Origin of the sequence: Paenibacillus tianmuensis (assembly GCF_900100345.1) — a bacterium.
Classification (GTDB): Bacteria; Bacillota; Bacilli; order Paenibacillales; family NBRC-103111; genus Paenibacillus_G; species Paenibacillus_G tianmuensis.
Window position 1 is genome coordinate 1 of sequence record NZ_FMTT01000078.1, and the last position, 13,981, is coordinate 13,981.

The 13,981-nt window shown below is 57.3% G+C and carries 11 protein-coding genes and 2 pseudogenes; 8 read left to right on the forward strand and 5 right to left on the reverse strand.

The features are described 5' to 3' along the window. Positions 1-164 precede the first annotated feature (164 nt). The 3 genes and pseudogenes from BLO51_RS27495 to BLO51_RS27505 all read left to right on the forward strand — a co-directional run. A pseudogene (locus tag BLO51_RS27495) lies at positions 165-521 on the forward strand (peroxiredoxin); the annotation flags it as partial. Positions 522-546: 25 nt separating this feature from the next. Continuing rightward, positions 547-930: a glycine cleavage system protein GcvH gene (gcvH, locus tag BLO51_RS27500; RefSeq protein ID WP_036694249.1), complete on the forward strand. Its 384-nt coding sequence runs from the start codon at positions 547-549 to the stop codon at positions 928-930. 143 nt (positions 931-1,073) lie between these two features. Then, complete coding sequence (locus tag BLO51_RS27505) at positions 1,074-1,580, forward strand: DUF1572 family protein (protein ID WP_090677174.1); 507 nt, start codon at positions 1,074-1,076, stop codon at positions 1,578-1,580. 112 nt (positions 1,581-1,692) lie between these two features. On the opposite strand, the gene BLO51_RS27510 is transcribed toward BLO51_RS27505, so the two are convergent. The 5 genes from BLO51_RS27510 to BLO51_RS27530 form a co-directional block, all read right to left on the reverse strand. Continuing rightward, positions 1,693-3,669: a glycoside hydrolase family 15 protein gene (locus BLO51_RS27510; RefSeq protein WP_174551325.1), complete on the reverse strand. Its 1,977-nt coding sequence runs from the start codon at positions 3,667-3,669 to the stop codon at positions 1,693-1,695. A 160-nt stretch (positions 3,670-3,829) separates the two neighbouring features. Beyond that, complete coding sequence (locus BLO51_RS27515; RefSeq protein WP_090677177.1) at positions 3,830-4,042, reverse strand: KTSC domain-containing protein; 213 nt, start codon at positions 4,040-4,042, stop codon at positions 3,830-3,832. 69 nt (positions 4,043-4,111) lie between these two features. After that, complete coding sequence (locus BLO51_RS27520) at positions 4,112-6,508, reverse strand: sugar phosphate nucleotidyltransferase (protein ID WP_090677179.1); 2,397 nt, start codon at positions 6,506-6,508, stop codon at positions 4,112-4,114. A gap of 53 nt (positions 6,509-6,561) precedes the next feature. Beyond that, positions 6,562-9,471 (reverse strand): 1,4-alpha-glucan branching protein domain-containing protein, encoded by a 2,910-nt coding sequence (locus BLO51_RS27525; RefSeq protein WP_090677180.1) that lies wholly within the window; start codon positions 9,469-9,471, stop codon positions 6,562-6,564. A 12-nt stretch (positions 9,472-9,483) separates the two neighbouring features. Then, positions 9,484-9,993, reverse strand: coding sequence for a DUF4912 domain-containing protein (locus tag BLO51_RS27530; protein WP_090677183.1), 510 nt, complete (start codon positions 9,991-9,993; stop codon positions 9,484-9,486). 474 nt (positions 9,994-10,467) lie between these two features. Between BLO51_RS27530 and BLO51_RS27535 the strand changes: the two genes are divergently transcribed. From BLO51_RS27535 to BLO51_RS27550, 5 genes and pseudogenes are all read left to right on the forward strand, one after another. Continuing rightward, complete coding sequence (locus BLO51_RS27535; protein ID WP_090677185.1) at positions 10,468-10,896, forward strand: hypothetical protein; 429 nt, start codon at positions 10,468-10,470, stop codon at positions 10,894-10,896. Positions 10,897-10,941: 45 nt separating this feature from the next. Further along, positions 10,942-11,121 (forward strand): hypothetical protein, encoded by a 180-nt coding sequence (locus BLO51_RS29985; RefSeq protein ID WP_217266805.1) that lies wholly within the window; start codon positions 10,942-10,944, stop codon positions 11,119-11,121. Positions 11,122-11,203: 82 nt separating this feature from the next. Further along, positions 11,204-12,013 carry an RNA polymerase sigma factor SigI gene (gene sigI, locus BLO51_RS27540; protein WP_090677187.1) on the forward strand — a complete coding sequence of 270 codons (810 nt, stop codon included), beginning with the start codon at positions 11,204-11,206 and terminating at the stop codon, positions 12,011-12,013. Beyond that, a complete protein-coding gene (locus tag BLO51_RS27545) occupies positions 12,006-13,562 on the forward strand; it encodes an anti-sigma factor domain-containing protein (RefSeq protein ID WP_167670360.1) in 1,557 nt (518 codons plus the stop codon). The genes sigI and BLO51_RS27545 overlap by 8 nt, the downstream gene beginning before the upstream one ends. A gap of 228 nt (positions 13,563-13,790) precedes the next feature. Then, positions 13,791-13,981, forward strand: a pseudogene (locus BLO51_RS27550) (ISL3 family transposase); the annotation flags it as partial.

The following is a 13,981-nucleotide window of genomic DNA, read 5'->3' on the forward strand; positions in this document are numbered from 1 at the left end:
CGAGACTGGAATGCTTCGATCAATATCAAGCGTGAAGGATTGCGTTTGTTAGCATAATCATATATAGAGCATGGAACAGGCTCGATAGCTAAGTAGATTTCGTACCGGTAGGTACGATTACCTTAGAAGCCCCCACCTCTAAGCAAAGCGTAGGTGGCGGGTAGTTCACAGCGATCAATACCGAAATCCTCGGCGTTTCCATCGATAGCATTCATTCCCACCGCGCTTGGATCAACACGCCGGTAGATCAAAACGGCCTTGGCCAGTTGAACTTCCCGCTGGCCGCCGATATTACGAAACAAGTATCGCGCGACTACGGCGTACTGATTGAAGAAGAAGGCATCGCGCTGCGCGGCTTGTTCATCATCAGCCCGGAAGGCGAGCTGCAATACCAAGTCGTTCATCACAACAATGTCGGCCGCAGCGTCGAAGAAACGCTCCGCGTTCTCGAAGCTTTGCAGTCCGGCGGTTTGTGCCCGATCGGCTGGAAAAAAGGCGACAAGCATCTGGTGACGAAATAATGTAAAGGGGCTCGGAACCGACGTTATGGAAGTAATCAAAGGGCTCAAATACAGCGAAAATCATGAATGGGTGAGAGTGGAGAATGGGAGAGCCGTGATCGGCCTCACCGATTTCGCCCAAGAGGAATTCGGGATCATCGTCTTTGTGGAACTTCCCGAAGAGGGAGACGTCCTTCAGGCCGGCGAACCATTCGGCAGCATGGAATCAGTCAAGACGGTGACGGAGTTATATGCTCCGGTATCCGGCAAGGTCGTTAGCGTCAATCCGAAACTGACGGAAAACCCGGGTGTCATCAACCTGTCCCCGTATGGCCAAGGCTGGATGATCGTCGTCGAAATGAGCGATCCCGCCGAGCTTGACCGGCTGTGGGAAGCGGACAAATACGAACAAACCTACGTGCATGAATAGGTACGGCAGCCTGGCCTCGGTCAGGCTTTTTTGCGTCTCCCGCTTGTACGGTTTATTGCCCCGATAAAAAAACGGAAATATACTTTCCGATTCCGTTCTCGTAAGATGGTGTTGTACCCATTTCGCGGAAAGGGAGGAACATGATGAACCAACCGTTTCAACTTGGCGATGAATTTTTGAAAGAATCGATGTTGGCTTTTGAAAGCATGAAGAAGCTGGCCGATCGAACGATGAGCCAACTGGAGGACGCGCACTTCTACGAAACGATCGATCCGGAATCCAATTCGATGGAAATACTGATCCGGCATATGCACGGAAATATGATTTCGCGTTGGTCCGATTTTTTGACGACGGACGGTGAGAAGCCGGACCGCAACCGGGACGGCGAATTCGAGGTCAGCCGGCTTCCCCGCGCCGAGCTGCTGCGGCTGTGGGAGGAAGGCTGGGAGCGGGTGTTTCAGACGCTGCGCTCGCTGACGCCGGACGATGTGCTGCGTACCGTCTATATCCGCGGCGAAGCGCATACGGTGCTGAAGGCGATTCAGCGCCAAGTTTCCCATTACGGATACCATGTCGGACAGATGGTCTTTTTGGGCAAGTATCTGACAAGCGACCATTGGCAGACGCTCAGCATTCCCCGCAAGCGATAGCAGGCGTTCGGGGGGATGCAGGAGGAGCGGCGCAGAACCAAAAAAAACATGCCGGGAGGACGGACGATCCGTCTTGCTGGCATGTTTTTTTGCTATTACGAAACGGCCGGGTTTACGCTTTGCTGGCGGCCAGCAGCTTTTTATATTTCTCCGTGTACTTGACGACAGTCAGTACATAGGTTGCGTGCGACCAGGTGAGCGGGGCCACCGATACCGGTCCGCCGTCGAACGGGTCGAGCTGCTCCGGCAAAATGCCGCTTTCCATCGCGTGGCTGACGACCCATTCGAGCGTACGCCGCGGCGATTCGAGGTCTTCCAGCGTCTTGGCGAACTCGATCTCCCATTCCGCAATCCACAGGGTGCAGATGATCCACGGATTGCCCGGAACGTTATCGATGTCCGACGAGCGCTGGAAGTAATAGTCGTGATGGTAACGGGCTACGCCGCCGATGTCCGTTTTGATCGTGAGTCCGGCCCGGTTGGCCTTCATTGTGCTGACGACGCGGGGGTCGTCGGCCGGGAGAACGCCGAATTCGAAAATGCCGTAAACGCTGCTCTCCAGGGTCTTGTCCTTCACCCAGACACCGCCGTCCAGCACAAGTCCCCGCACGAAACGCTGCTCCTCTTCGTCCCACAGATGCTTAAGGATGCCGGATTTGATTTTCTCCGCCGTATGCCGGTAGCGGCTGGACCGTTCTTCGTCCCCGAACAGGCTGCAGAAGTTGGCGGCTGCAATGAGCCCACCGTAAACGGCCGATGAGGTGAACGTGAAGATGCCGTACCGCTCCTCCCACAGGTCGTAGCTCGGCTTCGGCAGGCACAGCTCCTGCTCGATATAGCCGGCCATAAAGCGCGCCGCGCGGCGGATCAGCGTCCGATACAGCGATTGCGGCAGTTCGATGATGCCGTGGCGGACGTAGTCCTGCCACAGCGCGAACAGGACGAGCCCGGTCTCGTCCTCTTGAATCGGCAGCTGCATGTTGCTGCCGTTGAGGTACGGATGCCAGCTGGAGCCGACCGTCCCGTCGGGATTGTATTTGTGATGCAGGTAACCGTCCGGCGAGAGCGCCTCCGCGCAAAAGTTGAAGAACGGCGTAATCATGCCCTGATAGCCGGCCATGGTCATCGCGTAAGCGATCAGCGCGCCGTCCCGGGGCCACATATAGCTGTAATGGTCGCGGTTGGACTGCATGATGTCGGAGTCGTTCGCCGCGATGATCGCGCCGTTCACGTCGGTCTGCGTCCGGACGATCAACAGGCTGTGCTTGTACAACCGCACACAGGCCTCACTCAGATTGCCGTAATCGCGTTCCTCCGGTTTGTTGACCCAGCGCTGCCAATAAATTTCCACCCGGTCCAGCAGCTTGCCCGGATGGCTTTCTTTGACGTAGTTGTCGAGCTTCTTCACTTCTTCGAGGTTTTTGCCCGCGCTCATCCAGTAATAGAGCGTCTCGTCGATGTTCGGCGGCACATGAAGCCGGAAGCTGACGGTGCTGTCGACGGAGCCCTGCGCGATCGCATTGCCCATCAGATGGCCGTCCTCCGCATCGCGCCATGTGCCCTCGGCGTTGTAAAACCGTTTGACACCCGTCGTATACTGATAAATGCCGTCGGTGCCAGCAAGCCCGTTGAACATGAAGTAGCGGTCTTTTTTATAATGAAAGACGGTATTGTTTTGGGGGTAATAAGCGGCGGTATCGCCCACCTCGGTCTCGTTGATGACGAGGTCCTGATTGAAGAACATGCGCACTTCGCGCACGGTATCCCAATGATTGTGGACGCGCACGCGTTTCAGATATACGTCCTCGCGCTGATGCACGCCGTCGTTCATAAGCAAAGTAATCCCGAGATGGTAATGGGAGGCGCGAACTTCGGTTACTAGAGAGTCTTCGATATACGAAAGCTCGAACTTCCATTCCGGGTCGGCCAGCCAAGTAAAAGCGCCGTCCACCCAAAGGCCGATGCGGCACTGATAGCCGCCGACATGGTTGAGCTGCCCGACGTAAGGATAATACAAATCGCGCATATACGTATTACGGTCCAGGTTGATCAAAAACTTGCCGTTTCCGATGACTAAGTGCCTAGGCAATCCACCCACACCCTTCTCGTTCCAGAATGCTTGCTTTCTCTTAAGATACCTTTTTGTGCCATTACGGTCAATCCGCGAAAAGGAATGAAAGCGGCTGCCGACGGCATGTTTTCTTCAAAATGTCGGCTTCAGGGCGGGGAAGAGGCAAAGCCCGGCTGCCTCAGGCTTGCGGAGGGCACCAGGCTTTGGCAGATGTCATTTGCATGAGCAAATCGTACGGATTGGGAGACTGGAGCAGCCGCTGGTAATGCTCGGGCAGGACATCGCAGCACGTGTGGGTATGACCCGTATGGTATTGAATGTGCATCTGCGAAGCTTGGTCGTCATACCGGACAAAAGCAATCTGCTTCGAGCCGATCGGAATGAGCTTCATACGATCATCCTTCCTTTGGGAAGTCCGGTGAAACGGACTTTTCAATTGGGCATTACTTTATGGTTATGCTCACTGCATCAGGTTTAGAATCTGCTCGCGGTATTCGTGAACGAGCGATAGCGCATGCTCGTCGTGCAGCCCCTGGGCGACGACGCTGAAGGCCGGATCGTCCGAATCAGGAAGCAGCAGCACCCATCCGCCGTCGTGGTGCACTTTGATGCCGTCGATGAGCTCGACCGGCCGTCCCTTTGTTTCCTGCAGCATTCGGCGCATGATCTCGCCTTTACGGTCCCACGGGCAGTCGATCCGCTCGCGCCGGACGTACACGCTTGGCAGGAGCCGCAGCAGCTCGTCAAGCGGCAAGCCGCTGCGGTGCATATTGCGCACGATGAGCCCGATTGCGAACAGGCCGTCAAACAGCGGATGCAGCGCAAGGTTTGCCGAAACCTCCATGATGCTGCGAATCTGCTGCTTCGTGCGCACGATCCGGGCGCCGAGCCCTTCCGCCAAGCTTTCGAGCAGGTGAGGCGCGCTCACGGGGGCGCCGATGACGGCGGATTTGAAGCTGTGAAAAAACGACACGTACTGCAGCAGCATCAGACGGTCGCCTGTCACCGTCTCGCCCCCGGATGTAACGAGCGACATGCCGCGGGCGTCGTCGTCGAGCCACAGGCCCAGGTCGGCCGACAGCGCGCGGACATGGTCCGCCAGCCGTCCGCGCTGCGCTTCGGCGGGCAAATGCACGGCCTCGCAGCCGAGCGCATCGAGCAGCGGTCGCAGCAGCGCGAAGACGGCCGGGTGCGTGCAGACGACGGCGCGCAGCGACAGGGCGCCTTCGCCTTCCATCGCCGTGAAGGCGAGCAGAGCCCCGAGATACGACGCCGGCATCGTCTCGTCCGTCCGATAGCTTCCGGGCGATTCCGCCGGGGCCCGGCCGTAATCCTCCTGCCGGAAACCGTTCTCGACCTTGCGCTCCGCCGCTTTGTCGATCGGCAGGCCCTGCCCGTCGTAGCATTCGAGGCAGCCGAGCCCGTCGGCGCCGAGCTGCACGTGGATGCCCCCGGCGCTTTGCAGCTCGCGGACAGCGAAGCGGGCCACCGGGGGCAGCACGTCGCCGAGATCGACCACGTCGACGCCGACTGATTGCAGGCCGGCGGCCACGGTGCGCTTGATCAGCCGCGCGAATTCGTGAGGCGCAGAGCTGACGGCGAGCCGCTTGCCGGCAGCGAGCGCGGAGCCGTAGGCGGTGGCGAAGCGGGCGGCGAACTCTGGCGTCAGGTCGAGGTTGGGCGCGCCAGTGACGCCGTAGGCGCTGTACAGCGGTCTGCCCAGGTGCTCGCCCCAAATGAACGAGGAGGTCAGCCGTGTATTTTCGCGGATTTGCTTCTTCGGCCATATCTTCACGTGAGGCTCGACAACGGCTTTCGGGCCGATGACGCAGTGGCTCCCGACGACGCTCCCGTCGGCGAAGCGCGCGCTTTCCTTGCAGAAGATCCGGCTTCCCAGCGTCGAGCCGAGCAGCTCGTTCCGTTCGGCGATATGGTTATGATCCCATAGGATCGTCCGGCCCAGCACGCTGCCTGCGGACAACACGTTGCCCTGTCCGATGATGCTGTACTCGCCGATTTCCACGCCTTCCCCGATCCGGCAGCCGTCGCCGATAAACGCCGGCCCGATCCATTTGACGTCCGAAGCGGCGTTGACGTTCTCGCCGACGTAAATGCCGGGTCGCAGCTCGGTGCCGCGGATGCGCACGTTCGCCTTGCGGTCGAGCATGTCGAACTGCGTCTGCCGGTACTGCTCCAGCGTGCCGATATCCGACCAGTAGCCGTCCGCGACATAACCGTACAGCGGTTTTCCGTCGGAGAGAAGGCCCGGGAACAGCTGCTGGCTGAAATCGTACGCGATGCCCGACTCGAAGCGGTCCAGCACTTCGGGCTCGAGAATATAGATGCCCGTATTGACCGTGTCGCTGAACACCTCGCTCCAGCTCGGCTTTTCGAGGAAGCGGACGATGCGCCCGCCGTCGTCGGTCATCACGACGCCGTATTCGAGCGGATGCTTGGCCCGGGTGAGCACAAGCGTAGCGAGCGAACGCTTCTCTTGATGGAAGCGGATCGCCTTGGTCAGATCAAAATCGGTCAGCGCATCGCCGCTGATGACGACGAACGGCTCGTCGAGGAACGGGACGGCGTGCTTGACGCTGCCGGCGGTGCCGAGCGGCACCGTTTCTTCAAAATAATGCAGGCGGACGCCGTGTCGGCTTCCGTCCCCGAAATAATCGCGTATCACGTCCGGCAAATATTGGATTGTGACGGCAATGTCCGTTATCCCATGCGCCGCCAGCAGCTCGATAATGTACTCCATGCAGGGGCGGCCAGCAAGCGGAACCATCGGCTTTGGAAGATGGCAGGTTAACGGGCGAAGCCTCGTCCCCTTGCCTCCGGCCATAATGACGGCTTTCATACACATCCCTCCTTGCGGCGATCTGTTGTGCTGCGAATCTCTGAGGGCCTTTGTCAAGAGCCGACGCCGGATGCCGGAGGCTTGCGGGAACGAATCCGCTCCTGATACTGCTCCGCTACGGCGCCTGCAATGCGTTCCAGAGCATACTGCCGCTCCAGCTTGAGCCGCGCCCGCTCCGCCATGCTTCGCCCGAGCTCCGGCTGCCGCAGCAGGTCGCCGATATGCCAAGCGAGCGACTCAACATGGCCGGGCAGCGCTTTGTACCCGTCGACGCCGTGCTCCACCAGCTCGGCGAGTCCGCCGGTATCGGACAAGACGACGGGGCATCCGTGCTTCATCGCCTCCAGGGCAACGATGCCGAACGGCTCGTACAGGCTCGGGATGACGCACACGTCGGCCGCGCGGTACAGCGCCGCCTTCGTCCCGTCGTCAATGAACCCGGTGAAGCGCACGCGGTCGCCGAGGTGGGCGGCCTGCCGCTTCAGTTCGTCCTCCATCGGCCCGGAGCCGCCGATGAACAGCACCGTGTCCGGCGCGCCAGACAGAATGCTTGGCATCGCGTGGAGCAGCGTCTGCACGCCCTTCTCGAAGACGAGCCTGCCGACAAAAACAAGTACGCGCCGTCCTTGAACATTGAACCAACGCTTGGCGTCTTCCTGCGAATCGGCCGGGCCTCCGACCGGCTCCTCCAGCTTCACGCCGTTCGGGAAAACGAGCATTTTATCATCCGATTGCTGGAACAAGCCCTGCACTTCCCGTTTCATCGCATGGCTGCAAACGAATACGCGTTCCGAATCGTAGGTGAGCCGCCATTCGAGCCGATGAATCCGGCTCGACAGGTCGGTATTCAGCCGTCCGTGATTCCGCCCCCATTCGGTGGCGTGAATCGTGCAGACGAGCGGCAGGTTGTAACTCATCTTCAGCTCGCGCGCCGTATGGTACACCATCCAATCATGGGCATGCAGCAGATCAATGCGCCCGCCGTTTTCTTTATAGCGGACAAGATGATCCGTGAAGGCCAGATTCATCTCGAAGGTCCAATCGTAAAAGTCCGTGTCGCCGGAATGCTGTACCGGAACGCGGTGCAGGTACACGCCGCCGCGCTTCTCGAAGTATGGCGCGCCGTCGTGCGCGCTCGTCACCACATGAACGATCTCTCCTTGCGCGGCAAGCGCCTCGGACAGGTCGGCCACGGCGCGGGACAGCCCGCCGACCGTTTTGGGCGGGTACTCCCAAGCGAGCATGAACACGTTCGGGCTATGCTTCGTTTCCTCCAGGATTTGCCGGAAATGCTTCGCATCCGGCAGGAGCGGAACCGGCGACGCCCGGTGAATGGAAACGTAATCCCGGTAATCGATCCCGGGAAAGCAGTTGTCCTTCGCTTCCAGCTCCGCAACGAATGATTCGTTGACCGCCTGCGCCTCGATTTGTTCGCACAGCAGCCGGAAGCAGCCGAGGTGATCCTTCGTCCGGCGGCAGGCGTAATCGACGACCGTCTGCGAATCCATAATGAACGCCCAGTCGCTGCTTTGGGCCAGCATCAGCTCGCGGGCCGCCTGATTCAGCGCCTGCTTCTGGAGTCTTTCACCTTCCTCCAAATGCTCGTGCTTCGTGGCAAGCCGGATCATCCGCAGCTCCGCTTCGTGCAGGTGGCGGTAAATCCAATCGTTGTTCTCCTGCAGCCATACCTCCGCCGAAGCCCCTCGGCCCCAACTGGACTCGTTCACTTTGCCTGTATCGGCGACGGGATACTCCCGCAAATATTCCGAGGGCGTTACCATCCGCAGCTCGAACGGATCGTAAAACAGCTTGCGGCACAGCATCTCGATCCACAGCGGCCCTTCGTACCACCAATGGCCGAACAGCTCGGCGTCGTAGGGCGAGACGATGATCGGCTTGCGGTCCAAATGATGGCGCCAGTGCTCCGCCTGCTTTTGCCGGTTAAACAGAAAGTTCCCCGCGTGCTCGGCGGCCTTGCTTCTTGCCCATTCCGGGTTGTACGGCTCGCGGTGGCCGTCTTTGCCGGTGATCCGGTAATATTTGATACCCGTATTTACCCGTTCGTGCGTCGGCAATACGTACGGACGAATATGCTCCCACTCCGCCAAATCGTGCCAGCCGAGGTCCCAGCCGATATCCCGGTAATATTCCCGGTAGTCGTAGTCGCCCGGATATCCGTTCTCGGCGCTCCATACCTGCTGTGACGATTTGGGATCGCGCGGGAACGCCGTGACGCCGTAGGGCGTCATGAGTGGGGCGTACAGCTCGCGGTTCGGGCGCGGCGTGGCATAGGCGACCGCCTTAGAGTCGGCAAAAAAATAATCGATGCCGCACGATTTCAGCACCCGGTCCACCCCGGGGGTAAAGCCGCATTCGGGCAGCCAAATGCCGCGCGGCGGACGCCCGAAATGCCGTTCGTAATCGCGGACGGCCGTAACAATCTGGGCGCGGATCGCCTCTTCGGTTCGCATCAGCGGCAAGAAGCCGTGGGTCGCGGCGCAGGTGACGATTTCAAGCATGCCGAGGTCTTGGTAATGCTTAAAGCGGGTCACGATGTCGCGTCCGCAAGCCTCGTAAAGCCGGCTCAGCTCCCGGAACCGCTTGGCGTACATGCGGGCCAGCGGCTCGAAGTGCTCGTCGCCCCGAAGCCGAGCGATTTCCTGATCCGCCAGCTGAATCAGCTTTGCCAGATGGACCGCGTAGCGCTCCTGCATCAACGGGTCCGTACACAGCGCCAGCAGCGTGGGCGTCATCGAGAAGGTGAGCCTGAACTCGATCCCTTCCGCTGCGAATCGGTCGAACAGGTCGATGAAGGGAAGGTACGTTTCCGTCATCGCCTCGTAAAACCAGCGCTCCTCCATATAGTCGTCGCGATCGTAATGCCGGATATAGGGCAAATGGGCGTGAAGAACCAAAGCCAGGTAGCCCTTCGGGTCCGGCTTCGGCTGGCCTCGGTTGAGCATAAACGAAGAACCTCATTTCATCCAGCTATGGTAAGCGCTGAAATTCTCAAAATCGTACGGTCGTATACGCGCGGGAGTCTTGCCGGGCTCCTGTGCCTCCGGTACGGTCGGCTGCAGCGGAGCGCCCCACGGAGCGGTGCTGTCCCGCGGCGTCCGGACGGCGCCGGACCGCAGCAGCGGCACGAACTGCCGCCGGATCGTATAAACGCCGAAATCGACGGTCCACACGGTGTCGGCCGAAACCCCGTGAACGTACCAGCGGTTCGCCTCGGGCGTCGTCTCGATATCGAAGTGGCGGTGCACGTTGTTTCCGTTAAAGTACACGCCGGTGACGTCGTATACCCGCAGCGCCTTCGGCAGCACGCCCCAGTCGCACTCAAAATGCTGGGAGCACAGCCATCGCTTGCGGTTGCCGACTTCCCAATAAACGAACAGCGTGTGGGCATCTCTGACCATCAGATGCAGCAGATCCTTCTCGTAGCGATCCGGCAGCTCGAATCCGGATGTCGGAATAGACCGCACGGCAAAGTCCTCCTTGGAAACGAACTATATCTTTAACAGAATTTGCAAAGTGTAGCTAATTTATGCACGCAGGTAGCGAGGATCGACCTGCCGTTTCCAGGAAGGAAACATTTAACTAAGCATCCACGGGGCGAAAAAAGAGGATTTTTGGCGCTCTTGGTCGAATAAATTTAGGGATAGCGGCATGGGTCTTTTTTTCGTTGATAAGAATGGATAAGCTTTTTGCAGCCTACAGCTACGCATGAACGATCGACAATTCGCTAACGTCAATATAAAGCAAGAAGACCAAGCGGCTAGGGACTCGCAAACATCGAGAAACCTTTTGCAGGAAAAAAACGTTAATATAGTTGGAACTATCCCGGGAGACCTCGATAGCCGATTCGACTAACGTTTATTCCTGTGAGAAACGCATTCCGATCAAGTTTGCAGTCATAGCCGTTATAGATTCATAGTGGAAGCAGGGGGACGAGGACGATGAGTTTTTGCTGCGGCGCCAGCATGTTGGGGACCAAAGGGACGCTAAGACATATCCGGACGCAAATTCATAACGTGCCGTTATTGTTCTGCCCGGTATGCCACCATGTGGAAGTGCACCATCTGGTGGAAAGCGAGTACGAGATCCTTGCCGAGTATGCGCATGGAGACGGCGCACCGGAAGTGGACTTTCAAGAGTACGTCGAGCATCGGGACGTTCAGGAGATGTTCGAGAACTGCGTGAATCACGAGAACGAAGAGCCGCTGGAGGTCGTGCGAAGCCAGATCGATATGGCGCTTGACCTGTTGATGGTGGCCAAGGAGATCGGCGACGCCGAATGGGAGCAGCAGCTCAAAAAAAGGCTGAACGTGCTCAGCCAGCGCCGTCACAAGCTGAAGAATAAAAAGACCATGCGTGGCCTGTCTTAACAGAACCAACCTTTTGCAAAAACGTCCCTTCTTCGCTAAGCTTCTTTGCAGGCAAAAACAGCGCCGGCAGCGGTGCCGTATGCCCATGTGAGCATGGCGCTGCAGCCGCATGGCGATGCGGTCCGGCGCCCGGGCAAGCCTGCCGCGGCTGCGGCTTGGATAGGGACGTTTTTTGCGGCTGACCAGGTTGGAAAAGCTGCCCTGACCGACATAAAAATTCCTTAGAAAATATAGGCGTCCAGCCCTCGAAATGACCCCCGTAATCGTATAAGTGAGAGCGAAATTTTTAAGCAGAGAGGTGGAACGATTGCTGCTGGTTTTATTTAAGAAATTTCTCGGAAAACGCCAGGCACACCACTCGGATTCCGCGGATGCGCAAACGCCGGAACAAATCGTAATTTTGATTCAAGAAGGTGATCTACGCCTTCGCAATCAATTCATCACCGATTACCAACCTTATGTTGCGAAGGTAACGAGCAGATTTTGCAAAAGATATGTGGACCCGGCCCGGGACGATGAGTTCAGCATCGCGCTCGGCGCCTTCAATGAAGCGATCAATCAGTTTTCGCCGCAGGCCGGAAGGTCGTTTCTCGGATTTTCCGAACAGGTCATCCGCCGGCGGCTCATCGATTATGTCCGCAAGGAACAGCGCTTCTCGCAGCAAATTCCGTACAGCACGTTCGAGGTGGAGGACGAGGAGGACAACATTGTCAATCCGGTCGAAATCCATCAGGCTGTCGAACAGTACGAGAAGCAGAAGGGAATGGAGGAACGGCGCAGCGAGATTATCGATCTGAACCGCTGTCTGTCCGAATTCGGTATCCGCTTCGGAGATTTGGTCGATGCTTCCCCTAAGCACGACGACTCGCGTCAGGCGCTTTTCGGTATTGCCAAGACGCTTTCGAAGGACGGCGAGCTGATGCGGCTTATGCTATCCAAGCGGATGCTTCCGATTAAGGATCTGCTGGCTCAAGTGAAGGTTTCGCGCAAGACGCTGGAACGAAACCGCAAATTTATTATTGCTGTTGCTCTGATATATCAAGGACCTTATCCGTATCTCAGAGATTACCTACATATCAGAGAGGATCATGAAAAAGGGGAAGATGTCCGTGAATAAAGGGGTCGTGATGGAAATCACGGAAAAAAGCATCATTGTGATGCGTCCGGACGGCAAGTTCGAGCGGGTGTCCCGCAAGAAGCGGACTTGCGAAATCGGCGAAGAGATCGTTTATGCGGATAGCGGCATCAATTGGAGAAGTCCTTCCGTCGCCGGCCGTTCGGCGATAGCGGCAGCCGTCGTCTTCGGTCTGGTCTTGTTTGCCAGCTTCAACGGGAAGTTGGGCAGTCCCGAGGTGGTAGCTTACATTTCGATGGACATTAACCCGAGCATCGAGATGGGCATCGACGTCGAAGAGAACGTTCTCGAGCTGCGGGGGCTTAACGACGATGGAGCGGTGCTGGCGCAGGAGGTCGACTACAAAGGGAAAACGCTGGAGGCCGTCACCTCGAAGCTGTTGGACAAGGCCGAGCAGGGCCCGCTTGCCAAGCAAGAGGCGGAGATCGTCATTGCCAGTACCGTCGTCGGGTCTAAGGGCCAGGTGAGCGATGTTGGCATTGCCGAGAAGCTGCGCAAGCAGGTAACCAAGCACATCCAAGAGGCGCACCCGACTAAAGTCGAAGCTTACCAGATCGCTTCGTTCGCCGCGCCGCAGGAGGTGCGGGAGGCCGCCTCCCAGAACGGTATCTCCATGGGCAAGTACACCGTATATTTGAATGCCAAAAGCAACGGAGAGAGCGTAACCCTCGACGAATTGAAGAGAGAATCGGTCCTGCAGATCTCCAAGCAGAAGCCGGAAGTGGCCAAGCTCATTCAACCGGATAAGCTTCCGACAAAAGCGGACATCAAGAAGATGGTGGAGGAAGAGAAGAACGGAGAGCTGGACAAGAAGCTGGAGGAACAGCTGAAAGACCGCAAGCAAGACAACGGCAAGAATGGAAAGAACGGCAAAAACGATTCGAAAAACGACTCGAAAAACGACCCCAAGAATAACAGCTCCAAGAACGACTCGAGAAGCGATTCGAAGAACGATCCGAAAAAAACCGGAGGCACGACCGGGAACGGCGGAAAAGACAAAAACAAAGACGACGATAAAGACGACGATAGAAACAACGATAGAAACGGCAATAAGCGGGGCAGCGATAGAGACGACAAATCCGCAGACCAAGGAAAGACGACGCCGATCAATACAAGGTCAGGCAGTACGCCTCCTGCGGGCACGAAGCCGGGAACGACGAATCCCGGCACGTCGCGTTCCGGCGACAAAAACGACGACAAGAAGGAAGACGACCGGAAAAAAGAGGACGATCGACAAAAGAACGACCGTTCCGGTTCGAATTCGAAAGACCGGGAGGACGACCGGAAGAAGGAAGAGTCCACCAAATCGAACGATGAGCGCCGGCGCGACGATGCAGACCGGCGCGTTGACGAATCTAAAAAGAAAGAGCAAAACCAACAGAAGGAACAGGATAAAAAGAAGGAATCCGACAGCAGGAAAACGGACGACGCCAACAATAAAAAGCCGGCCGGAGATGCGAAGAAGAAAGACGATAACAAGTCGGACGATTCCCGAAAGAAAGAGGACGATCAGGGGGAGGATGACCAGTAGAAGGATTAAATCATTAGGTGCCGATATATCGCTCTCTATCCAAAAAAACCGTTACCGAAGCGGTCAGTCCGCTCGGGTAACGGTTTTTTTGGAGTTGATTTCACGGCTCAAAACCAAAATTAGCGGTTGACGAATTCAAATGAGTGTAGAACGAGGATTAAAATGGAAAAACATCTGCAAATCCTGTATTGTTGTAAGTCCTACCAAAACAACAAAAGGATATGACAGATGCCACTCCAGTATATCAACGAACTGCTCGGATTACCAGAGCTAAAACTTCAAAAAATCGTCTCGATGGATGCCCAAGAAGTTCATCTGGAGGCATTGCCTGTAGCCACCAAACAACCTTGCCCCATCTGCCATTCTGAACAAGAGGTGAAGCGTGACGGCCGCAACAAACCGCGCAAGATTCGGCATCT

Coding starts and splice junctions, on each gene's coding strand:
- gcvH (WP_036694249.1), top strand. CDS start 547: ATGGAAGTAATCAAAGGGCTCAAATACAGCGAAAATCATGAATGGGTG.
- BLO51_RS27505 (WP_090677174.1), top strand. CDS start 1,074: ATGAACCAACCGTTTCAACTTGGCGATGAATTTTTGAAAGAATCGATG.
- BLO51_RS27515 (WP_090677177.1), bottom strand. CDS start 4,042: ATGAAGCTCATTCCGATCGGCTCGAAGCAGATTGCTTTTGTCCGGTAT.
- BLO51_RS27520 (WP_090677179.1), bottom strand. CDS start 6,508: ATGAAAGCCGTCATTATGGCCGGAGGCAAGGGGACGAGGCTTCGCCCG.
- BLO51_RS27525 (WP_090677180.1), bottom strand. CDS start 9,471: ATGCTCAACCGAGGCCAGCCGAAGCCGGACCCGAAGGGCTACCTGGCT.
- BLO51_RS27535 (WP_090677185.1), top strand. CDS start 10,468: ATGAGTTTTTGCTGCGGCGCCAGCATGTTGGGGACCAAAGGGACGCTA.